The sequence below is a fragment of the Streptomyces sp. NPDC048018 genome, assembly GCF_043202995.1.
Classification (GTDB): Bacteria; Actinomycetota; Actinomycetes; order Streptomycetales; family Streptomycetaceae; genus Streptomyces.
This window is the reverse complement of the sequence record NZ_JBIDBK010000001.1, coordinates 400644-421367: the sequence shown is the minus strand read 5'-3', so window position 1 is coordinate 421367 and position 20724 is coordinate 400644. Positions and strand designations below refer to the sequence as shown.

General features: G+C 73.9%; 22 protein-coding genes. 12 read left to right on the top strand and 10 right to left on the bottom strand.

The genetic code is table 11. The annotated features are described in order from the left end of the window. Positions 1–42: 42 nt before the first annotated feature. From ACGF1Z_RS02000 to ACGF1Z_RS01990, 3 genes are all read left to right on the top strand, one after another. Complete coding sequence (locus ACGF1Z_RS02000) at positions 43–459, top strand: roadblock/LC7 domain-containing protein (RefSeq protein WP_392998860.1); 417 nt, start codon at positions 43–45, stop codon at positions 457–459. A 261-nt stretch (positions 460–720) separates the two neighbouring features. Beyond that, positions 721–1938, top strand: coding sequence for a DUF6397 family protein (locus tag ACGF1Z_RS01995; protein ID WP_392998858.1), 1218 nt, complete (start codon positions 721–723; stop codon positions 1936–1938). 46 nt (positions 1939–1984) lie between these two features. Next, positions 1985–3532, top strand: coding sequence for an ATP-dependent DNA ligase (locus ACGF1Z_RS01990; RefSeq protein WP_392998856.1), 1548 nt, complete (start codon positions 1985–1987; stop codon positions 3530–3532). A 54-nt stretch (positions 3533–3586) separates the two neighbouring features. Here the strand turns inward: ACGF1Z_RS01990 and ACGF1Z_RS01985 are convergent, their stop codons facing one another. Further along, entirely contained in the window at positions 3587–4123 is a 537-nt protein-coding gene (locus ACGF1Z_RS01985; protein WP_392998854.1) for a DUF6328 family protein, read from the bottom strand. Between the two features lie 91 nt (positions 4124–4214). Between ACGF1Z_RS01985 and ACGF1Z_RS01980 the strand changes: the two genes are divergently transcribed. The 4 genes from ACGF1Z_RS01980 to ACGF1Z_RS01965 all read left to right on the top strand — a co-directional run bounded on the left by ACGF1Z_RS01980 (position 4215) and on the right by ACGF1Z_RS01965 (position 7091). Next, a complete protein-coding gene (locus ACGF1Z_RS01980; protein WP_392998852.1) occupies positions 4215–4595 on the top strand; it encodes a hypothetical protein in 381 nt (126 codons plus the stop codon). A gap of 205 nt (positions 4596–4800) precedes the next feature. Then, the gene (locus tag ACGF1Z_RS01975; protein WP_392998850.1) at positions 4801–5610 is read left to right on the top strand and encodes a polysaccharide deacetylase family protein; all 810 of its coding nucleotides are present in this window, start codon (positions 4801–4803) and stop codon (positions 5608–5610) included. A 399-nt stretch (positions 5611–6009) separates the two neighbouring features. Further along, a complete protein-coding gene (locus tag ACGF1Z_RS01970; protein ID WP_392998848.1) occupies positions 6010–6723 on the top strand; it encodes a hypothetical protein in 714 nt (237 codons plus the stop codon). Continuing rightward, positions 6720–7091 carry a peptidase inhibitor family I36 protein gene (locus tag ACGF1Z_RS01965; RefSeq protein WP_392998846.1) on the top strand — a complete coding sequence of 124 codons (372 nt, stop codon included), beginning with the start codon at positions 6720–6722 and terminating at the stop codon, positions 7089–7091. Before ACGF1Z_RS01970 ends, ACGF1Z_RS01965 begins: the two co-directional genes overlap by 4 nt. A gap of 205 nt (positions 7092–7296) precedes the next feature. On the opposite strand, the gene ACGF1Z_RS01960 is transcribed toward ACGF1Z_RS01965, so the two are convergent. The 6 genes from ACGF1Z_RS01960 to ACGF1Z_RS01935 all read right to left on the bottom strand — a co-directional run bounded on the left by ACGF1Z_RS01960 (position 7297) and on the right by ACGF1Z_RS01935 (position 11990). Next, on the bottom strand, positions 7297–8484 hold the full coding sequence (locus tag ACGF1Z_RS01960) for a globin domain-containing protein (RefSeq protein ID WP_392998844.1): 1188 nt from the start codon (positions 8482–8484) through the stop codon (positions 7297–7299). A 95-nt stretch (positions 8485–8579) separates the two neighbouring features. Next, positions 8580–9026, bottom strand: coding sequence for an RrF2 family transcriptional regulator (locus ACGF1Z_RS01955; protein WP_392998842.1), 447 nt, complete (start codon positions 9024–9026; stop codon positions 8580–8582). Positions 9027–9275: 249 nt separating this feature from the next. Beyond that, complete coding sequence (locus ACGF1Z_RS01950; RefSeq protein WP_392998840.1) at positions 9276–9677, bottom strand: SHOCT domain-containing protein; 402 nt, start codon at positions 9675–9677, stop codon at positions 9276–9278. A gap of 214 nt (positions 9678–9891) precedes the next feature. Continuing rightward, positions 9892–10347: a peroxiredoxin gene (locus ACGF1Z_RS01945; protein WP_392998838.1), complete on the bottom strand. Its 456-nt coding sequence runs from the start codon at positions 10345–10347 to the stop codon at positions 9892–9894. 46 nt (positions 10348–10393) lie between these two features. Next, positions 10394–11383: a LysR family transcriptional regulator gene (locus tag ACGF1Z_RS01940; protein ID WP_392998836.1), complete on the bottom strand. Its 990-nt coding sequence runs from the start codon at positions 11381–11383 to the stop codon at positions 10394–10396. Positions 11384–11414: 31 nt separating this feature from the next. Then, a complete protein-coding gene (locus ACGF1Z_RS01935) occupies positions 11415–11990 on the bottom strand; it encodes a PadR family transcriptional regulator (RefSeq protein WP_392998834.1) in 576 nt (191 codons plus the stop codon). A gap of 449 nt (positions 11991–12439) precedes the next feature. On the opposite strand from ACGF1Z_RS01935, the gene ACGF1Z_RS01930 reads away from it, so the two are divergent. The 3 genes from ACGF1Z_RS01930 (at position 12440) to ACGF1Z_RS01920 (ending at position 15278) form a co-directional block, all read left to right on the top strand. Next, the gene (locus ACGF1Z_RS01930; protein ID WP_392998832.1) at positions 12440–12925 is read left to right on the top strand and encodes an SRPBCC family protein; all 486 of its coding nucleotides are present in this window, start codon (positions 12440–12442) and stop codon (positions 12923–12925) included. Positions 12926–13493: 568 nt separating this feature from the next. Further along, complete coding sequence (locus ACGF1Z_RS01925; protein WP_392998830.1) at positions 13494–14804, top strand: Ig-like domain-containing protein; 1311 nt, start codon at positions 13494–13496, stop codon at positions 14802–14804. 153 nt (positions 14805–14957) lie between these two features. Continuing rightward, positions 14958–15278 carry a CU044_2847 family protein gene (locus ACGF1Z_RS01920; RefSeq protein WP_392998828.1) on the top strand — a complete coding sequence of 107 codons (321 nt, stop codon included), beginning with the start codon at positions 14958–14960 and terminating at the stop codon, positions 15276–15278. A 112-nt stretch (positions 15279–15390) separates the two neighbouring features. On the opposite strand, the gene ACGF1Z_RS01915 is transcribed toward ACGF1Z_RS01920, so the two are convergent. The 3 genes from ACGF1Z_RS01915 to ACGF1Z_RS01905 form a co-directional block, all read right to left on the bottom strand. Next, entirely contained in the window at positions 15391–17010 is a 1620-nt protein-coding gene (locus ACGF1Z_RS01915; RefSeq protein ID WP_392998826.1) for a PHB depolymerase family esterase, read from the bottom strand. A gap of 195 nt (positions 17011–17205) precedes the next feature. After that, complete coding sequence (locus ACGF1Z_RS01910; RefSeq protein WP_392998824.1) at positions 17206–17538, bottom strand: cupin; 333 nt, start codon at positions 17536–17538, stop codon at positions 17206–17208. A gap of 55 nt (positions 17539–17593) precedes the next feature. Next, on the bottom strand, positions 17594–18802 hold the full coding sequence (locus ACGF1Z_RS01905) for an MFS transporter (protein WP_392998822.1): 1209 nt from the start codon (positions 18800–18802) through the stop codon (positions 17594–17596). A 124-nt stretch (positions 18803–18926) separates the two neighbouring features. On the opposite strand from ACGF1Z_RS01905, the gene ACGF1Z_RS01900 reads away from it, so the two are divergent. Both ACGF1Z_RS01900 and ACGF1Z_RS01895 read left to right on the top strand, forming a co-directional pair. Next, entirely contained in the window at positions 18927–19820 is an 894-nt protein-coding gene (locus ACGF1Z_RS01900; RefSeq protein WP_392998820.1) for a LysR substrate-binding domain-containing protein, read from the top strand. Positions 19821–19932: 112 nt separating this feature from the next. Further along, the gene (locus ACGF1Z_RS01895) at positions 19933–20703 is read left to right on the top strand and encodes a hypothetical protein (protein ID WP_392998818.1); all 771 of its coding nucleotides are present in this window, start codon (positions 19933–19935) and stop codon (positions 20701–20703) included. Positions 20704–20724 lie beyond the last annotated feature (21 nt).

Genomic DNA, 20724 nt, shown 5'->3' with positions numbered 1-20724 from the left:
TAAGGCTGATCGGAAGCATGTACCGCACAGGGGGAGGCACACATGGCGCTGGACCGGGGACTCGACTGGCTGTTGGACGATCTGACCCGCCGGGTCGACTCGATACAGCACGCGCTGGTGCTGTCGAACGACGGCCTGGTGACGGGAGCGAGCAGCGGTCTGGAGCGGGAGGACGCCGAGCACCTGGCCGCCGTCTCGTCCGGGCTGCACAGTCTGGCCCGTGGCTCGGGACGGCATTTCAGGGCCGGCCGGCCGCGCCAGACGATGGTGGAGTTCGACGAGGCCCTGCTGTTCGTGACGGCGGCGGGCGAGGGCAGCTGCCTGTGCGTCCTGAGCGCCGCCGAGGCCGATGTCGGCCAGGTCGCCTACGAGATGACGCTGCTGGTGAACCGGGTCGGCGAGCACCTGGGCGTGGCGGCCCGGCAGCCGGGTGACGGGGGCGGAGCGGACGACATCTGAGGTTGTCCACAGCCGGTTGTCCACAGGGCAGGCGAGAAGTCGTCACTGTGCGTTACGGTCGTCACCGAGAGTGTTCGAGATGAACGCGATACGGGGAGACGACGCATGACCACGCGAGAAGTGACGCAGCAGGCGACCCGGCGGGCGCCTCGGGAGGCGACCCGGAGCCATGGGGCGTCCGACAGGGCTCCCGCCGCGCCACCGGCACCGCCCGAGTCGGCCCGGCCCGGCTGGGCGACGACACGGAAACCGGCGGAGCGGATGGCGCCCGCACGCGGCGCCGGACTCGGCAAGGACGGCCCGCTCACCGTGGCGCCGGGGCGCGCCGCACAGGAACTGGCCCTGAAGCGCGACGAGTTCCAGCTCGCCGTGGACCTGGGTATCGTCCGTACGGTGCCGGGCTCCGGGGGTGGGGCGGGGGACGGACCCGCCGACCCGACCCGGCGCCGGGTGGCACGGAGCGAGATCGAGAGGCTCAGAGGGGCGCCGGACTTCCCCGGCGGACTGCGCGAGCGGGTCCGCTCCGTCGGCACGACCGAGGGGGCCCGGTTGCTCTCGGTCACCAAGGGCCGGTTCGCCCGGCTGGCCAAGACCGGGCACTTCAGCCCCGTGCGCTTCTACGTCAACCGCTACCGGGCCGTCGTCTGGCTCTATCCGGCCGCCGAGCTCGGCGAGTTCGCCCTCACGCACCCCGGGCTGCTCATGGGCAGGCTGCCGTTGGACGTGCGTACGAGGGCCGACGGCGCCGAGGACTGGCGGCCTCGCAACTGGCGGGCCAGGCGCCTCGGGATGCTGCTGCGGGCGAGCGCCGACCCGTGGGCCCGCACGGCGGCCATCGCCTCGCTCCTCGACCCCGTCGACGTAGCCGAGGTCGTCGACGACCCCTTCGAGCGAGCCTATCTGGAGCGGTTCCGCCCCGCGCTGCCTTCCTGGCGGCCGCATGCTTCGGCGGCCCGCGAGATCGCGGACCGCCTGCTTCTCGCGGACGACCCGGACGAGATCCTGTGGCACCGCATGAGCCTCGCCCTCGCTCTCGACGAGGCCCGGGCCGACCGCCAGGCCCCGCTGCCGGGAGCGCCGCCGCCCGAGCCCTTCTCCATGACCGCTCTCGTGCCCCCGCCGTCCTCGGCCTGGCCGGTGCGGCCGCGCGCGGCGCTCCCGGGCACCGGAAGGGCGGGCGCCGGGGTGCTCCTCGGCTCACCGTGGGCCGCGGGGCGGGACACGGCCCCCCCGGACATCGGCGAGGCGGAAACCACCGGGGCCGCGGCGTCGGAGGGACGGGAGCCGTTCGGCCTCCGTGCGGCGGACCCGCTGTCGCCCGCACCCGCCGTGCCGACGGCGCGCGGGCCGGCGGTGACGGCGTCGTCCGGACCGGCGCGGTCGCCGGGTGGCGGGCGGGCGCCGGGCGGGCGGACCCGGCGGCGTCTGCTCGACCGGCTCCGCAGGCGGAAGGAGGCCAGGTCCCGACCGGGGCCGTGATGCGCGCCGGGGTGCGCCGGGAGCGGCCCGCGGGCACCATGGGCGCATGCTCCTTGCCCGAGTCGCCGAGGTGTCGGGGCAGGTCGCCGCGACGTCGGCGCGGTCGCAGAAGATCGCCCTGCTGGCCGAGCTGTTCGCGGAGACCGACCCTGACGAGAGCCCGCTCGTCATCGCCTACCTCTCCGGGCGGCTGCCGCAGGGGCGGATCGGGGTCGGGTGGAGCGTGCTGAAGCACGTCCTGCCGCCGGCCGTGCCGCCGGTCGCCGAGCCGGAGCTGACCCTCGCCGCTGCCGATGCGGTCCTGTCCGAACTCGCCGGGGTGTCGGGAGCCGGGGCACAGTCCAGGAGGGCAGGGCTCGTGCACGACCTGATGGCCGCGGCGACCCTGCCCGAACAGGAGTTCCTGCTCCGTCTGCTCTCCGGTGACGTACGCCAGGGGGCCCTCGACGCCATCGCCCTCGAAGGCGTGGCCCGTGCGGCGGGAGTCGTGCCGGGGGAGTTGCGTCGGGCCGTCATGCTCGAAGGCTCGCTGCCGCGCGTCGCCCGCGCCGTGCTCGCCGAAGGGCCGGCCGTGCTCGGCACCTTCACGCTCCGCGTCGGCAGCCCCGTGCAGCCGATGCTCGCCCACACGGCGGGCGGGGTCGCCGAGGCCGTCGCGGCGCTAGGGCCCTGCGCGGTGGAGGAGAAGCTCGACGGGATCAGGATCCAGGTCCACCGGCGCGGCGACGAGGTCCGGGTCTACACCCGTTCCCTCGACGACATCACCGGCCGCCTCCCCGAGGTGGTCACAGCCGCGCGGGAGATCGCCGGGGACGAGTTCGTCCTGGACGGAGAGGTGATCGCCGTCGACCCGGCGGCCGGCCGGCCGCTGCCGTTCCAGGACATCGCCTCCCGGGTCGGTTCCCGGTTGGACGTGGCCGGCGCGGCCGCCGCCGTGCCGCTCTCCCCGGTGTTCTTCGACGTGCTCGCGGCAGACGGCGAGGTTCTCGTGGACCGGCCGGGGCGGGAGCGGCACGACGTGCTCGCCCGGCTGATGCCCGAATCGTTGCGGGTGCGCCGGACCGTCGTGACCGAGCCGGACGACCCGGCGGCGGTCGAGGCCGCCGAGCGCTTCTTCCGCGACACCCTCGCCCGGGGCCACGAGGGCGTCCTGGTCAAGGCGATCGACGCGCCGTACGTCGCGGGGCGGCGGGGCCGGACCTGGCTGAAGGTGAAACCGGTCCACACCCTCGACCTCGTCGTGCTCGCCGTGGAACGGGGCCACGGGCGGCGCACGGGGCTGCTGTCCAATCTGCATCTGGGCGCCCGGGCGGCGGACGGCACGTTCGTGATGCTGGGCAAGACGTTCAAGGGGCTCACGGACGAGATGCTGCGCTGGCAGACCGAGCGGCTGGGCGAACTCGCCGTGGCGGACGACGGCTTCACCGTGCGGGTACGGCCGGAGCTCGTCGTCGAGATCGCCTACGACGGCCTGCAGCGGTCCACCCGGTACCCGGCCGGGGTGACGCTGCGCTTCGCCCGGGTCGTGCGGTACCGCCCCGACAAGTCCGCCGCCGAGGCGGACACGGTCGAGACGGTCCTCGCCACCCGCTGAGGCGCGGCCGTGCGCTCGGCGTACCCCTCGCACCGCTCCTTCGCCCCGCGGTCGTCACCTGTCCTGGTCGTCGGCCGTGTGGCGACCGCGCACCCACATCGGCAGGGCGAACCAGCAGAGGAGGTACCAGACGAGGATTCCGGAGACGAGCCACGGGACGAAGGTCGCCCCCGTGGCCACACGCAGCACGAGCAGCAGCGCGGAGCCCAGGGTGAGGAAGAGGAGGACGAGGCCGGCGAAGGTCAGTCGGGAGGCCCAGGAGACGGCCCGGGGCTTGATCCGACGGCCCGCGACCACCCGGTGGAAGGGGACGGGCCCGATCAGCGCTCCGGTCGCGGCGGCGCCCAGGGAGACGGTGACGACGTAGATGGTCCGGTCCGTGTCGGTCAGTTGGGGGAAGCGAGGGGTGAAGACGACCGTCAGGAGGAAGCCGAAGAGGATCTGTACGCCCGTCTGGGCGACCCGGATCTCCTGCATCAGCTCGTTCCAGCGTCGGTCGGCGCGCTCGTCGGGCGTCTCGTGGCGCCCCAGGGAGAGCTCGCCGCCGTCCCGCTCCGTGGGGTCCGTGGACCCTCGTCCGCCTTCCGCCACACCGCCTCCCGTGTCCTCCTCCCACGGTGCCACGAACCTCGCGGGACGCCTCGTCGAGAGGGATGCTGGAAGCGAAGGGGCACACGAGGAGATGAGCGACGTGTACGACTTGCACATCGACACCGACGTCACCGTGCAGCTGAGCGACTGCAGCCGGGAAGACGCCCAGGCCGTCTTCGACGTCCTCGACCACACCTACCAGGGGGAGGACCTCGCGGCGCCGGGCCCGCAGGCGGCGCCCACCGCGCCCGCACCCACCGTCTGGACGGCCACCTTCGACACGGCGGCCGGCCGGCACGAAGAGGTCGAGGCGGCACCGCTCACCGGAATGGTGGGCGCGGTGCTCACAGGTGGGTACCACGCCGTCGACGAGGTCGAGAAGGTGCTGGCGGGCGCCTTCGACATCCAGTCCTTGCAGTCCGTCTCCGGCGATCAGGAGACCGAGGCGCGCCTCCTCCTCGCGTCCCGCTGAGGGCGTGTCCCGGCCCCCGGGCGGAGCGTACGGTCGCCGCCCGGGGCCAGTCGTGCCCGCGCTGTGGCGTCGGTGCCGTACGGACCCCCCTCGCCTCCCCGTGTATACACCGTGTGTATAGTCCTCGGCGAGCCGTTGATCCCCGCCCTGACCAGGTGTGGGACGCAACGGTCGACGATCCGAGTCCGGGGAAAGCGAGTCGTACATGTTCCGAATCACGCAGGGCCGCCGACGGGGATCGGCCCTCGCCCTCGTCGCCGCCGCGTCACTGGTCCTCGCGCTCACCGGCTGCTCCGCCGAGCGGGTCACCCCCGGCGAGGCCCGCGCCGAGGCGGACCCGGACGGCGGCCGGGGCGGCGGCGACGGCAAGGGCGGCGGTGCGGCGCCCGCCGTCGACTGTGCCACGGCGAAATGCATAGCGCTGACCTTCGACGCCGGGCCGGGGGAGGACACGCCCCGACTGCTCGACACGCTCAAGGAGAAGCGGGTGCCGGCCACCTTCTTCCTTCTCGGCAGCAAGCATGTCGACCGCTACCCCGAGGTCGTCAGGCGCATCGCGGCTGAGGGGCACGAGGTCGCCAACCACACCTGGAGCCACCGCATCCTCACGGACCTCGATGCCGTCGAGGTCCGTGACGAGCTCTCCCGGACCCAGGACGCGATACAGCGGCTCACCGGACGCAAGCCGACCCTCATGCGCCCGCCGCAGGGGCGCACGGACGACACCGTCGGCGACGTGAGCCGCGACCTGGGCCTCGCCCAGGTCCTGTGGAGCATCACCGCCAAGGACTACTCCACCGACGACTCGGCCCTGATAAGGCAGCGGGTCCTCGATCAGGCCCACCGCGACGGCATCATCCTGCTCCACGACATCTACGACGGGACCGTCCCGGCCGTGCCCGGGATCATCGACGAGCTCAAGCGGCAGGGCTACACCTTCGTGACCGTCCCGCAGCTGCTCGCCCCCGGAAAGGCCGAGCCCGGAGTGGTTTACCGCCCCGAGAAGGACGACTGAGCCGGGCAGACGGGGTGAGGTGCCTCACGTCCGACGTAGGGGACAGGGCGGAACAATGCGACATCGTTCAGCGTTCATCTGTATGTGACGGTGAAGGGGCCCGGTCCCCAGGTCCCCCCCAGAGGTGACCGCCCTTCCTTACGTCACGGCAATCGGCCCCGGTTGGAATCCCCCGTCCAACCGGGGCTTTGTCGTATCCACGGCCCGCCGACCACTGCCCGCAGCGGCCGCGAGCCCTCCGGCCGCCCTGTTGGCGGCGCGCGCTCCGGCGCGTTCGACCCCTTCGGGTGACCCGTCCCGAAGCCCTGCATGGCCCGCGTGGCGCCGGGCATTGATCGCCACGAAACGGACGGTGATCACTTCGCCGGCCTCCGATCCGGCCCGTCATCAGGGGGAACCATGCGTCACGCCACCCGCCGTGCGATCGCCGCGGCCGCCGTCGCCCTCGCCGCCGCGGGCTGCGCCACCGTCCGGCCCGGACCCGCGGACCGGCCCGCCGCCGTGTCTTCCGGCAGGCAGGGAGAGGACCGGCTCCTCAAGGCTGCCGAACGCCGGCTGGTGGCCGAGTGTCTCGGCGCCCAGGGCCTCACGCTGACCGCGGTCTCCCGGGCCCGCGCCCCCGCCGATGACCGGCGCCTGCAGACCGCCCTCTTCGGCAGCGACCCCCGCGAACTCTCCCTCACGCTCGCCACCGGCCTCACCGTCACGGCCAACAGTGACGGCTGTGTCGCCGCCGCCCGCGCGCAGCTGTACGGCGACCAGACGCGCTGGTTCCGCGCCCAGGTCACCGTCGACAACCTGCGTGCCGAGGCCCACGCCCGGATGAAGGACGACCCCGCGCACCGCGCCGCCCTCGACCGCTGGACCCGGTGTGCCGCGCCCGCCGGCCGTCCGCGGCCCGGCCCGCCCGCCCCGGCCGTCGCCGACCGCTGCGCCCGGGCGAGCGGACTCGCCGACGTGCGCGCCCGGCTGGAACCGGCCGAGCTGGCCACCGTGCGGACCCTCCACCGCGACCAGGTCGCCACCTACGAGCAGTTGCGCGCCCGCGCGCTGCGGCGGGCAGCCGAGCTGTCCGCGACATCCACCGGAACGAAAGGCATCGACGCTTCATGAAGCGACTCCTCGGCCCCGCCGCGGCCGCCCTCTTCGCCCTCGCGGGCGGACTGGCCCTGACCGCGCCCGCCACGGCCGCCGAATGTCCCTCCGGGGAGTTCTGCGCCTGGCAGGAGGCGAACTTCGGCGGGCAGCGCGCCAACTGGAGCGGCGACGACGGCTGGTGGGAGAGCTGGATCGCCGACACCGACTCGTCCTGGGCCAACCACGGGATCTCGGGCCCGGGGATCAAGGACCACGTCCAGGTCTACGAGTCCGCCTGGCAGGGCGGCTCGATGACGATCTGTCTCGCCCCCGGCCAGGAGGTCGGCTACAACGGAGCCGCCAACGACCGCGGTGACTCCCACATCTGGTCCACGGGCTGCTGAACCCCGCCGCCTCACGGTGCGCCCGCCCGTCTCCCGTACAGCCGCGAGGGAGACGGGCGGTTCGCGTGCGGATCCCGGGTGGCGCCAGACCGAGGGGGGTGGCTTCGGCGGCGCGTCCCGGCCGGACCGGACCGGCCGAGCGCCGGCCCGCGGAAGGAGCCCGCCGGTCGGGTCGCCGGGGGCGGTGATCGGGGCGGGGGCCTCGTCAGGCCGTGGTGCCCAGCCAGAGGTCGGGGCCGAAGACCTCGTAATGGACGTCGGCCGCCGCGACGCCGCGGGCGAGCAGGTCGCCGCGGACCGCCCGCATGAAGGGCAGCGGGCCGCAGAGGTAGGCCGTCACTCCGTCGGGCAGGTCGAGGGCGGAGACGTCCGCCCGGCCCCGGGTGGCGTCCGTCGCGCCCGGTTCCTCGTACCAGAGGTGCAGCGTCCCCTCGGGCAGCGCGTCGACCAGCCGCAGCAGCTCCTCGCGGTGGGCGTGGCCGGCCGGGGACCGGTCGGCGTGGACGACGGTGACCGGACGGGTCGTGCCGGTCGTGACGAGGTGGTCGAGCATCGCGAGCATCGGGGTCGAACCGATGCCCGCCGAGGCGAGCAGCAGCGGACCGTCACCCTCGGGCAGGATCAGATCGCCGAACGGCGCCGAGACCGTCACCCGCTCGCCGACGCGGCCGTGGGTGTGCAGCCAGGAGGAGACCTCGCCGGCCGGGTCGCCGTCGACGCGCTTGACGGTGATCCGCCACTCGGGCCGGCCGGGCGCGGCGGAGAGGCTGTACTGGCGGATCTGGCGCGCTCCGTCGGGCAGCGTCACCTGGACGCTCACGTACTGTCCGGGCCGGAACGCCGCCACCGGCCGTCCGTCCGGGTGGCGCAGCGTGAGGGAGACCGTGTCGGTGGTCTCCTGGGTGCGTCCGGCGATCTCCATCGGCTGCCAGACCGCGCCCTCGGCCACGCCCCGCTCCTGGTAGAGCCGGGCCTCCAGGGCGATGAGGGCGTTGGCCATCAGCCAGTAGACCTCGTCCCAGGCGCGGGCGACCTCGGGCGTCACGGCCTCGCCCAGGACGGCGGCGATCGCGGCGAAGAGGTGCTCGTGGACCACCTTGTACTGCTCGGAGGTGACCCCGAGCGAGGCGTGCTTGTGCGCGATCCGCGCCAGCATGACGTCCGGCCGGGTGTCGGGGCTCGCCAGGAGGGCTCCGGCGAAGGCCGCTATGGAGCCGGCGAGTGCCTTGCGCTGGTCGCCGGTGGCCTGGTTCCCGCGGTTGAACAGGTCACGCAGCAGCTCGGGACGGGCCGCGAACAGCCCCGCGTAGAAGCGCTCGGTGATCTCGTCGAGGGCGCCGCCGACGGCGGGGAGGGTGGCGCGGACGACGGGGGCGGCCTGCTCGGACAGCATGACGACTCCTTAATTGGTAGATGATCTACGTATTTAAGAACGTGGTGAAGCGCGCGCCGAGCGCGGGTCGGGGTGGGGGACTGTGCGGGCGTGTCTCAGTCGACGGGTCGGCCGGCGGACAGGGCGACCAGCACCGGTCCGGTGGGGGATTCGACCAGATCCGCGACGGTCAGCGGATCGAGGGTGCGGTAGAACGCCTCTTGTGCCTGGCGCAGGGCGCCGCGCAGCCGGCAGGCCGTCCGCAGGGGGCACGGGGGATCGCCGTCGCAGGCCACGACCTCGTCGTCGCCCTCCAGGGTCCGCGCCAGCCGGCCGACCGAGGATTTCCGGCCGAGCTCGGTGAGGGTCAGGCCGCCGCCCCGACCGCGTCGCGCCTCGACGACCCCCAGGTGCTGCAGGCGTGTGACCACCTTCGCCATGTGGGCGTAAGGCACGGCCATGGACTCGGCCACCTCGCGCGTGGTGGGGGAGGCGTCCTGCTCGGAGACCGCGAGGCGCATCACGGCACGCAGCGCCAGGTCGGTGAATTTCGTCAACCGCACGGCATGACCGTATCAAAGGCGCATCTGAGATGCGTATTAAGGGTGGAGGGTATGGGGACGCGTACGAGTGCGTCGACGAGCTCGGCCGTGGCGGTGCCGGTGGCGCGACGCGCTATTTTGCTCGCGCGGCTACCCCGCTCGCGCGGCCACCCCGCTCGCGCGGTCGGCCCGGCTCCGTGGTCGCCTCGCGCAGCAGCGGCGGGCGACGGACGGGCCGGGCCGGCGTCCTCCCGTTCTCGCGGTGCCGGGTCAGGACAGGACCTTGGCCTTCGCGCGCTGGAACTCCTCGTCCGTGATGGCCCCCTTGTTCTTCAGTTCGGCGAGCCGCGCCAGCTCGTCCGCGCTGCCGCCCTTGCCGCCCGCGGACGCGCCCGCCGTCCTGCGGATGTAGTCCTGGAACGCCGCCTCCGACTCCTTGGCCTGCTTGACGTCGCGCCGGCTCATGCCCTTGCCCCGGGCGATGACGTACACGAGCACGCCGAGGAAGGGCAGCAGGATGCAGAAGATCAGCCAGCCAGCCTTGCCCCAGCCGCTCATCTCGTCGTCACGGAAGATGTCCGTCACGATCTTGAAGAGCAGGAAGAGCCACATGATCCAGAGGAAGAACCAGAGCATGGTCCAGAAGAGGTCGAGCAGGGGATAGTCGTCCATGCCTGTACTCCGTTCCCGCGGCGGCCTGTGCGGCATCGCGTACCGCGAGTGTCGCCGACCCCTCGCGACCCCGCACGTCGTGATCGGCTCCGGGGACGCCCCGGCCGGGGCCGTGCCCGTGAAGGCGCGGAGAGGACGAGGGGCACGGGGATCGGGGGAGAGAGGCGGCGGGGAGGCCGTCGGCGGCCTCCGGGCCCGGGGCGCGGTCCTCGGCTCAGCGTCCTCGTGACCGCAGCGCCGCGAGTGCCCGGTCCGCGTGGGCGCTCATCCGCAGTTCGCTGCGGACGACCTCCAGGACCCGGCGGTCCTCGTCGATCACGAAGGTGACGCGCTTCGTGGGGGCCAGCGAGAAGCCGCGCTTCACCCCGAAGCGGTCCCGGATCTCGCCCGAGGGGTCGGAGAGCAGCGGATAGCCGAGCGAATGCCGGTCGGCGAACTCCTGCTGGCGCGCCACCTCGTCCGTGCTGATGCCGACCGGCCGGGCGCCTACGGCCTGGAACTCCCCCGCGAGGTCGCGGAAGTGGCAGGCCTCCGCGGTGCAGCCCGGGGTGAGTGCGGCCGGATAGAAGAACAGGACGACGGGGCCCTCGGCCAGCAGTCCGGAGAGGGAGCGGGGCTCGCCCGTCTCGTCCGGAAGGGTGAAGTCCTCGACGATGTCACCGACGTTCATGCGCACGGAGGCTACCCCACGGGGCTACCCGGCGGTAGGCACGGGGTCACCAGGCCCGCGCCGCATCGAGCAGCCGGTCACGGACGAGCGTCACGTGGGGGTTGTCCGGGGTTCCCGGACGCTGCACCAGATAGACGGTGTTGATCGGCGGGTCCTCCGGTTCGAGAAGGGTGACGAGCGCGCCCGAGTCGAGTTCCGCCCGGCACAGATAGGCCGGCAGCACACCGAGGCCCGCGCCCGCCGTGACGGCCGCGAGGACGCCCCTCAGGTCGGGTACGGTCACGGCGGCCTCCCCGGTGAGCCGGCGCCCGAAGACGTGCCGCCAGTAGCGCCGGGCGATCGGAAGGTCCTCGGCGTACGTGACCATGGGGACGCCCAGCAGCGCGCCGGGCCCGTCGGCGGCGAGCGCCTCGCGGTCGATGCGCCGAGCCAGGTCCGGCGAGGCGACCAGGACGAACTCCTCGTCGGAGAGCGGCACCGAGACCAGTGCCCGGCCCCGCGGGCGGTAGGTCGCCACGACCAGATCGTGATGCCCGGCCCGCAGCCCGTCGAGCAGTTCGTCGGTGAGCCCCAGCGTGACCTGCAGCCGTACGCCCTCGCCCACCAGCGGCGCGAGGGCGGGCAGTGCGCTCACCGAGACGAACTCGGCCGGTCCGGCCAGGTGCACGGGCTGCGGCGCAGGCCGGGCGCCGCTCCGGCCCTGGTCCGCGACCGCGGCCAGTTCGTCGATCGGCCCGGCCACCTGCGCGGCGAGCTCGTCGGCGTACGGCGTCGGCGCCGTGCCGCGCGGCCCGCGCTCGAACAGCTCCCGGTCGAGGCGCCGTTCGAGTGCCCGGATCTGGGCGGTCACCGTGGGCTGCGACAGGCCGAGGAGCCGTGCCGCGGCCGTGAACGAGCCGGTGCGGTGCGCCGCCAGGAAGGTCCGCAGGAGCGACAGGTCGAGCGGCCCGCGGCCGGCTGCTGCAGGCCGCGGCGCCCCGTCCTCCGCCGGCGTGCCGTCGGGCCGCTCCTGCCCATTCCGCTGCCTATGGCTCATGTCCCTCAGCATAGGCAGACCGATGGCTCGCCTACTGTCGGCCGACCTCCTGCCGGGCCTCCCGCTCGGCGAGGATCCCGAGCACCCGCTCGCCCCAGAGCACGTTCTCCTGCTCGAAGGCCATGCCGCGGATCAGCGTCAGATACGGCCCCACGCGCGGGGTCTCGCGCAGGTAGGAGGTCTCGTCCCGCCCGTCGAGCAGGCGCTCCCGCAGGCGTTCGTAGCGCGCGAGCTTCGCCCTGGCCGCGTCCATCCGCTCCCGTACATGGGCCCGGACCGCCGCCGTGTCCCCCTCGTCGCAGGCCTGCACCTGGACCATCAGCTCGTCGCGGACGGCCGTCGGCTTCGGCGGATGCGCCGTGTACGCCACGAGGTCCGCCATGCCCGCCTCGGTGAGGGTGAACATGCGCTTGTTCGGACGGCGTTCCTGCTGCACCACCCGCGCCGCGATCAGACCGGCCTCGGAGAGCTTGTCGAGCTCCCGGTAGAGCTGCTGCGGCGTGGCCGCCCAGAAGTTGGCCACGGCCACGTCGAAGAGCTTGGCCAGGTCGTACCCCGACGCCTCACCCTCCAAGAGGGCCGCCAGGACCGCGTGCTTGAGAGACATCCGGACAAACTAGCACCCAGTTGAATAGTTTCCTCCACACCTATTCACCCGTGAAAGGCCTGGTGGGAGGCGGGATCCAGGCCGCGTGCCGCACGATCCCCGGACCGCCGGCCCCTCCCGCCGCCCGGTCCACCACGGGCGGGGCGTGCGAGACCCCGGACCGCGGGACATCCTGGTGCCGAGGGAGAACCGGGGCGCGTCGCGGTCCGGGCCTTCCCGGCCGGCCGTGGCGTCGCGGATCCCGGGACCCGCACGCCCACCCTGCCCGCCTGCGTGGCCGGACCGGTCCTGGACCGGTGGACCGGCGGAGAGGAGGCGGCCGGCCGCGGGACCGAGCAGACCGAGGGGCTCGTGGCCGCGGCCCTCCGGCCGTGAGCGCGCGGACGCGTGAGGGTCCGCCGGGTCGATGGCAGCGAAGGGAGCGAGCTCCGATGGACGGCGAGGGAAGCATGGACACCGACGCGTTCGTCTATACGACGTACATCCGCACCACCACCGACGAGCTGTGGAAGGCGCTGACCGACCCCGGCCTCACCCGCCGCTACTGGGGCGTGACCTTCGAGACCGACTGGGCCGTCGGATCGCCCATGGTGTGGGAGGAGGGCGGGCGGACCACCGCGGACCCCGCACAGGTCGTCCTCGCCGCCGATCCCGGCCGTCTGCTGTCGTACACCTGGCACACCTTCACCACCGAGTGGGCCGAGGCCGTCGGCATCGGTGACGAGGTCTTCGCACGACTCGTCGGCGAGGGACGCTCCAAGGTCAGCTACGTCATCGAGCCCGCCGGCGACATGGTCAAACTCACCGTCGTCCATGACGACCTGGCGCCCGGCGGCACCATCCGTGGACTGGTCGCCGAAGGCTGGCCTGCGCTCGTCTCCAGTCTGAAGTCGCTTCTGGAGACGGGTGAGGAGCTGCCCGAGGTCCCACGCTGACCGGCACCGCACGGCGGCCGTCCCGCATGCTCCCCGGGCGCCGTCGGGGGCCAGGTGGCGGCGCACGGGTGGACGTGCGCCACGAGCCCGCCGTACGGGTGGAGCGCCACGGCGCACGTGTGGAACGGAAGCCGCGCCGGCCGTCCGGCATTTCGGAGGGGAATACCCCCTCTCCTACGGCTGGAAATCACCCGGAGGGGTGAGCGTGAGCGGCCGGCGTGCGCGCATGACCGCCACGGTGACCCTACTGACCAGCCGGCTACGCCGGACCGCGCGCCGCCTGCACCGTCACCCTGCTCCGCGACAAGGCCGCGGCGGTCGTCCCGCTCGGCGTAGCGTCCCCCGCGTCTGCTTCCCGCGCGTCCGCCCCTGCGCCTGCCGTTCTCTGCTTCGCGTCCCGCCCCGGCGGCTCCGACCCTCCCCCCGTCTCGCGTTGGTGCGTTCGAGTCGTCTCTCGGGTCTCTCGTGCGCCACGCCCGGTCGGTTGATCATCTTTTAGGCTCTTCATCCGTTTTGATGGCATGAGTCGGGCCAGGTCAGCACCGGAGAGAAGGGGCGGGTGTCCGCGGTGTCGTCACGCAGGAACATCAAGGGGTGGGGCGCCCTGTCCGTCGCCGCGGGAGCGGTGCTGGCCCTCAACGCGGCCCAGCCGTCGTCCGTTACCGCGCAGTCCGCCCTGGTACCGAGCATGCTCGTCTCCGTCGGAGCCTGTCCGGCCGAGGGCGCGCTCTGCACCGCGCACCGCCGCAACCTCGTCCTCGACGGCAGGTCCCTCGCCCTCGACACCCGGACCGCGTCGGGCCCCCTCGACCTCGTCCTGCGCACCTCGGGCCGGCTCGCCGACGTCACCGTCACCGATCACCGGGGGCGCCGTGTCGCCGGCGCCGTGAGCCCCGACGGCAATCGCTGGACCAGCGTCGCGCCGCTCCCCGCCGACTCCCGCTACGCCGTCGGGCTGTTCGTCGAGCGCACCGGCGGCAGCGGGCCCGCGCACCGGCGGGCCCGGCTCGACCTGCACACCCCGGCCGCGCCCGCGGGCGAACGGCTCACCGCCGCACTCGGCCCCGACGGCGGCACCTACGGAGTCGGCCAGCCGCTCACGGCCGAGCTCAGCCACCCCGTGGCCGCCACCGACCCGGGCGGGCGCCGCGCCGTGGAACGCGCCCTCCACGTCAGCTCCGAACCCCACGTCGAAGGCTCCTGGCACTGGGTCGGGCCCACCACGCTGCACTACCGGCCGCGCGACTACTGGCCCGCGCACGCCACGATCCGCGTCCGCAGCGCCCTGGACGGCGTCCGCGTCACCGACCGGCTCTACGGCGGCCCCTCCGAACCGCTGACGCTCACCACCGGCGACCGGATCGAGGCCGTCACCGACGTCGCGGCGCACACCATGACCGTGCTGCGCGACGGGCAGGTCGTGCGCACCATCCCGGTGACCACCGGCAAGGAGGGCTACCGCACGCGCGCGGGGATCAAGGTCGTCCTGGGCAAGGAGGCCACCGTCCGCATGCGCGGCGACTCCATCGGCATCACGCGGGGCAACAGCGACTTCTTCGACCTGAAGGTCCAGTGGGCCACCCGGGTGACGTGGAGCGGCGAGTACCTGCACGCCGCCCCGTGGTCGCTCGACGCGCAGGGGAGTGAGGACGTCAGTCACGGCTGCACCGGCATGAGCACCGAGGACGCCGCCTGGCTCTTCCGTACGGTCCGCGAGGGCGATGTCGTCCGGGTGGTCAACGGGTCAGGCCGGCCGATGACGCCCTTCGACAACGGCTACGGCGACTGGAACCTCAGCTGGTCCGAGTGGCGCCGCGGCAGCGCCTTCGGCCCCGCCACCGGGAGCGCGGCCGCCGGTGCCCTGCTGCCCGCCCTCTGACCGGACGAGGAGGAGCCGACGTCCCGAGACGCCGGCCACGAGACGACCTGACGGCACGCCGGCCACGAGACCTCACCGCACGACGACCCGACAGCACGACGGCACGACGACCTGACGACACGACAGCACCCGCCCGACGACATCCGAGGAGTCATGATGACGGAGATCACCAAGGTCGAACTCGCCGGAGGCGTCCTCTACGTGGAGGCGCAGCCGCTCGGCCCCGCCGGGCAGGAACCGACGGAGCTGGAGGGGCGCGGCCGGCTGCCCGATCTGTCGGAGGTCACCGGCGCCCTGTCCTCCTTCGCCGCGCAGCTGGGCGAAGCCCTGCACCGGGCCGCACCCGAGCGCGCGACGGTGGAGTTCGGCTGCCAGCTCGGCATCGACAGCGGTGCGCTCACCGCACTCGTCGTCCAGGGCAGTACGAGCGCCAATCTGAGGGTCACCCTGGAATGGGTCAACAAGCGCGTCTGACGGCTCCCGGACCCGGCCTCCGCGCGCTGATCGCCGCACCCCCGCCGTTCACCGCCCCAGGGGCACCCGCCGGTGCTCGTGACGCCGGAGCGGTGAACGACCCTCCGGCGCGCTACCGGAACTCGACCGTCAGCGTCACCGGCGCGGCCTGGTTGACGAAGAGGTACGCGGTCGTGACCGGCGCCGACGCGAACCCGAGCCGCAGCTGTGTCGTCCCGCTCCGGTCCAGCGCCGCGAGCGCGGCAGGGGACAGGTTCGTGGACACGGCGCTCCCCGAGGAGAACGTCCCGATCTCCGCCGCTCCCGCGACCGTCGCCGGAGCCGACCAGTCGGCGGCCTCCACCGCGCACCCGCCGAAGCAGCCCGTGCGCACGTCGACGAGCAGCCGGTTGCCGGCCGGCGAGGACCAGGGGTCGCCCGAGCCGCTCGACCGGGACACCGTCAGATACGCCCGGGTCACCTCCTTGCCCGCCGGGATCCGCGACGTGTCGAAGGACAGCAGCGTCCGGTTCACCTTCCCGTCCGTGCCGCGGCCGAGCGCGTAGCCGGACAGGTCCTCCAGGGTGCCGACCGCCGGACCCGAGCCGTCGGCCGCCGCCTTCACGTACCCGTCCTGTGCGTCCACGCTCGACAGCGTCACCGAGCCGCCGCCCGCGGGCGGCGGGGGAGTGCCGCCGCGCAGGGCACGGACCATGCCCATGACCGCCTCGATCTGCTTCCCGCCGTGACGGGCGTACGCCGCGTCGCCGAGATATCCCCACCAGTTCCAGCAGCCGTTGGGGTTCTCCAGAGTGCCGGTGGGCGCCGCCTGCGGGTACAGCACGACCATCGCGTTGGTGTCCGCGTACTCGTTGAGGTAGCCGCCCTCGACGAACCGGGTGCCGAAGCCCTGGTACGCGTAGCCCTGCTTGCAGCCGTGCAGCGCCACCATCAGCGAGCAGGCCGCGCCGCCCGCGCACGACGCCGGGACGTACGCGAAGCCCTCGTCGCCCATCGACAGGGCGGCGGCCGAGCCGCCGGGCGCGTAGGCGTTCTGGTCGAAGCGGATCAGGCTCCCCGAGGGGGAGGTGGCGGGCGCCGCCACGGAGCCGAGGAGATGCCCGAGCAGCTCGCGCTCGGCGTCGAATCCGCAGTCGTTCAGGAACGGAGTCTGCGTCACCCCGCAGGCGTTGGGACCGAGCGGGCTGATCCAGGCGTGGCCGGCCGCGGTGGTGCGGTTGTACAGCACCCGGGCGCCGAAGTGCGCGTAGTAGTCGGAGAGCGCGGTCGCGACCGGCTGCTTCACGGTGGAGTCGTTCGTCCCGCTGAAGACGTACACCGGATCGCCGGCCAGGTTCGCCACCGGATCCACCTGCCCCTGCGCGGACCTGTCGCGGGTGAGCTGCTCCAGCTGCGCGAGCTGGAGGTCCTGCGTGGTGTTCATGCACGCGTTGAGCGCGGTGGGCAGGCTGGTGCGCGCGCAGTCGTACGGACCGGAGGCGAAGGCCGCCGAACCGGAGACCGTCCCGGAGTAGGCCACGTGCAGCTGCGTCGCCATGTAGCCGCCCGAGGAGACCCCGGCGGTGTACACCGCGCCGATGTTGTAGGGCGTGAGGGTCCCCGGCACCGGGGCCGGCGCCGCGGCCGCGGCCCCGGACGCGGGCGCGGTGAGGAACAGGGCGGCGAGGGCGCAGACCAGCAGCCACGCGAGGCGCCGCGGGCGTGAGGGACGGGGTGTTCGTGTGGGTCGCATCAGGACTCCCGTGCGGCTCGGACGGGTGGGGATGCGCCGGAGAGTAGAGCCGCGGCGAAGCCGGCCCCTATGGGCCCGGCAGCCACAAACGGCGGGGCGGAGTATGGCGTGCCACGACCTGGCAGCCCCGGTACCACCGCGCCGGGCCGCTGCGAGGACGCCCCCGGAGGCCTGAGCGGGACCGACCGGGCCCGGTCAGTCGTTGACGGCGGTCAGCAGCACGACCGCGTCCTCCAGGGCGGTGAGTCCGTGACGCTCCTTCGGGATCATCTGGAGCTGGCCCGCCGCCAGCTCCTCCGACCGCCCCGCCGCCGTCAGCTCGACCCGGCCCCGCAGCACCTGGAGGCTCGCCGCCGGGGGAGCGTTGTGCTCGTCCAGCGACATCCCCCCGATCAGGGCGATCACGCTCTGCCGCAGGACCCCGTCGTGCACCACCAGGTGGGCGCTGCGGCCGTGGGCGTCGGCACGCGCCTTGGCCAGGTGCTCGTCGACGAGGGCTCCGAGGTCGAGGGGGGCGGGCTGCTGCATCGTGTCTCCCTGCGGGTGCGCGGACCGGTATCCCCAGCCTTGCGCGTAGCGGGCGTCACGCAACTCGGGGCCGGCCTGCCCCGGCCGCCAGGCCGAGCACCGTGAATCCCGCGGCCGCGAGCACCACCGCCGTCCAGCCGTACGCCCCGTAGAGCCAGGCGGCCGCCAGGGAGCCCAGCCCACCGCCGGCGAACGTGGACAGCATGAACACCGTGTTCACGCGCGCGGCCACCTCCCGCCCGAGCCCGAGCACCCGGGACTGGTTCGCCACCTGGCAGGAACTGGTCCCGAGCACCACCATCCCGGCCCCCGCCACGAGCGCCACGGGGGAGCCGGGCGCCAGTCCCGCGACCGCCAGGCCCAGCCCCACGCACCCCAGCGCCCAGCGCCCGACCGGCCCCGCCCCGTACCGGTCCGTGAGCGGCCCCGCGTACGCCGAGGCCAGCGCCGCCGGCACGGTCAGGAGCCCGAACAGACCCGCCGCCCCCGGCCCGTACCCCAGCGGAGGAGCGGCCAGATGGAAGACGAGCGCCGCCCAGAACACGCTGTACGCGGCGAACACGCACGCGCCCCGCAGCGCCGCCGCTCGCAGGCTCCGGTACGCGCCGAGCAGCCGGGGCAGTCCCCTGAGCATCCGCCCGTAGGGGACACGGGGCTCGTCCGCCGGGGCGGCGCGCTCCGGCAGGGCGCGCGGGAGCACCCACAGCAGCGCGGTCGTCGCCGCCGCGGCCACCACATAGGCGGTTCGCCAGCTGCCGGTCGCGTCGGAGAGCGCGCCCGAGACGGTACGGGAGAGGGTGGAGCCCAGCGTCAGGCCCAGGCCGATGACGCCGACCACCCGGCCGCGTCGCCCGGGCCCCGCGAGTCCGGCCGCCACCGGGGTGAGGATCTGCGGCAGCACCGTCGTGGTCGACAGGGCGAGCGTGGCGAGGACCAGCGTCGCGATGTTCGGCGCCGCGGCGGCGGCCAGCAGGGCGGCGCCGGTGGCGAGGAGCAGGGCCCGGGCGAGCGGTCGCAGGCGCGCGGTGTCGGCCAGCGGCACCAGCAGCAGGAGGCCCAGCGCGTACCCGAACTGCGCCGCCGACGCGACCAGACCCGCCGTCCGGTCGGAGACGGCCAGCCCGCGGGCGACGGAGGCGAGCAGCGGCTGCGGGAAGTAGATGTTCGCCACCGTCACGGACCCGGCCACGGTGACGACCAGGACGTTCACGGGGGCCGGGGCGGGCGGCTGTGCGGTGCGCGGGCCGGAGAGGGGGAGGGTCACACGTCTCAGGCTCCCGCCCCGCAGGAGGGGCCATCAAGGTGAAACAATGCAAGCGGCCTTGAGCGGGACTTAACGATCGGCAGCGGACCGGGGGCACGACCCGGGGACGGAACGGAGGCGGAGGGTGCTCGAACGGCACGAACTCGAGGCGTTCCTCACCCTCGGCGACGAGCTGCACTTCGGCCGCACCGCCGAACGCCTCGGCGTCTCCCCGGCCCGGATCAGCCAGACCGTCAAGAAGCTGGAGCGGCGCGTCGGCACGCTCCTCTTCGCCCGCACCAGCCGCAGCGTCGCCCTCACCCCCGTAGGCCGCCGCCTCCACGAGGAACTCCGGCCCGCCCACGCGCAGATCCTGGCCGCCCTCGAACGCGCCACCGCCGCCGGCCGCGGTCTCCTCGGCACCCTCCGCGTCGGATTCGGCTCCCCCTGGGGCGGCGAACTGCTCACCGCCGCCGCGGACGCCTTCCTGGCCCGGCACCCCGGCTGCGCGCTCACCCTCCGCGAGGTGCCCGTGGACGCGGGCACCCGTCCCGTCGAGGACGGCGAACTCGACGTCCAGTACGTGGCCTTCCCCGTCGGCGTCCCCGGGCTGACCGCCGGGCCGGTGCTCGCCCGGGAGGACCGGGTCCTGCTCGTCCCGGCCGCACACCCGCTGGCCCGCCGCGAGACGGTCAGCCTGGAGGACCTCGCCGGCCGGACCCTGGTCACCACCGGCCGCACCCGCTCCCGCGCCTGGCGCGAGGCCCACTACCCGGCCCGCACCCCGTCCGGCGCCGCCATCCACCCCGGCCCCGAGGCCGCCACCTGGGAGGAGGTGCTGTCCCTGGTCGGCGCGGGCCGCGGCGTCGCCCCCGGCGCGGCGCGAGGCGCCCTCTATCACCCGCGCCCCGGCATCGCCTACGTGCCCTTCGACGACGCCCCGCCCCTCGAATACGGCCTGGTCTGGGCAACGGTGAACGAGAACGCCTTGGTCAGGGCGTTCGTCGAGACGGCGGTGCCCGCTCGGCCCGACAACTGATCCCGGCCGGGCACGCCGCCCAGGAACCACCCACCCCGCCCACCCGTCCTCTCCACGGGGCTGCCACACACCCGACCCCTGCGCTCTTCACCACCGAGGTCCGAGGAGATCCATGGTCGACACCGTCCACTCACTGGCCGACCGCCTGCACGACGTGCTGGTGGAACTCCTGACCGAGGGGGCCGCCACGGCGGGCACCAGAGGCCTCCACGACGTCGTCGCGCGTGCCACGGCGCTCGGCCCCGAAGGCGCCTGGATCGCCGCCGCGGGCCGTGGCAACCTCGCCGGGCTGGCATGCCTCCGAGGAGAGACGGAAGTCGCCATCCTCCACCTGGAAGCCGCGGTGGCGGACGGCTACAACGACTGCGTGGCGCTTCACGTACCTCCCGTGCGCCCTCTGCACGGCGATCCCCGCTTCCGCGCCCTCTACCAGCGGATGCGCGTCACGCCGGCCGACCTCGACGAGCTGTTCTGGCTGCACCGGGAGATGCGGACCATGGTGAGCGACGCGCAGCAGGCGAGCGTCGACAACATCGGCCGCCTCGACACCGGGGTGTCGTCGCTCCCCCAGGCCCCCATGCCGACCCGCCGACCGCACACCCCCGGCGTGCTGGCCACCCGCCTCGATCTCGCCGCGACCGGAACCGCACTCCGGCAGGCCGCCCTGAAGGCGGAGTTCCAGCGCAGCTCCGGCAACACCAGCCTGAGTCTCATCGACGACACCTGGGACGACGACCGCGCCCGACGCGACGCCTGGGACGCCGACGCGCTGGAGACCTCGCGCCGCCGGGCCGCCGAGGCCCGGGCCTTCGTCGAACGGCCCGGCGCCGGCACCACGCTCGTCCCCTGCCCGCCGCTGGGGTCGATCACCTACCCCGGCTGAGCGGGGGCCGCACCGGCCCGC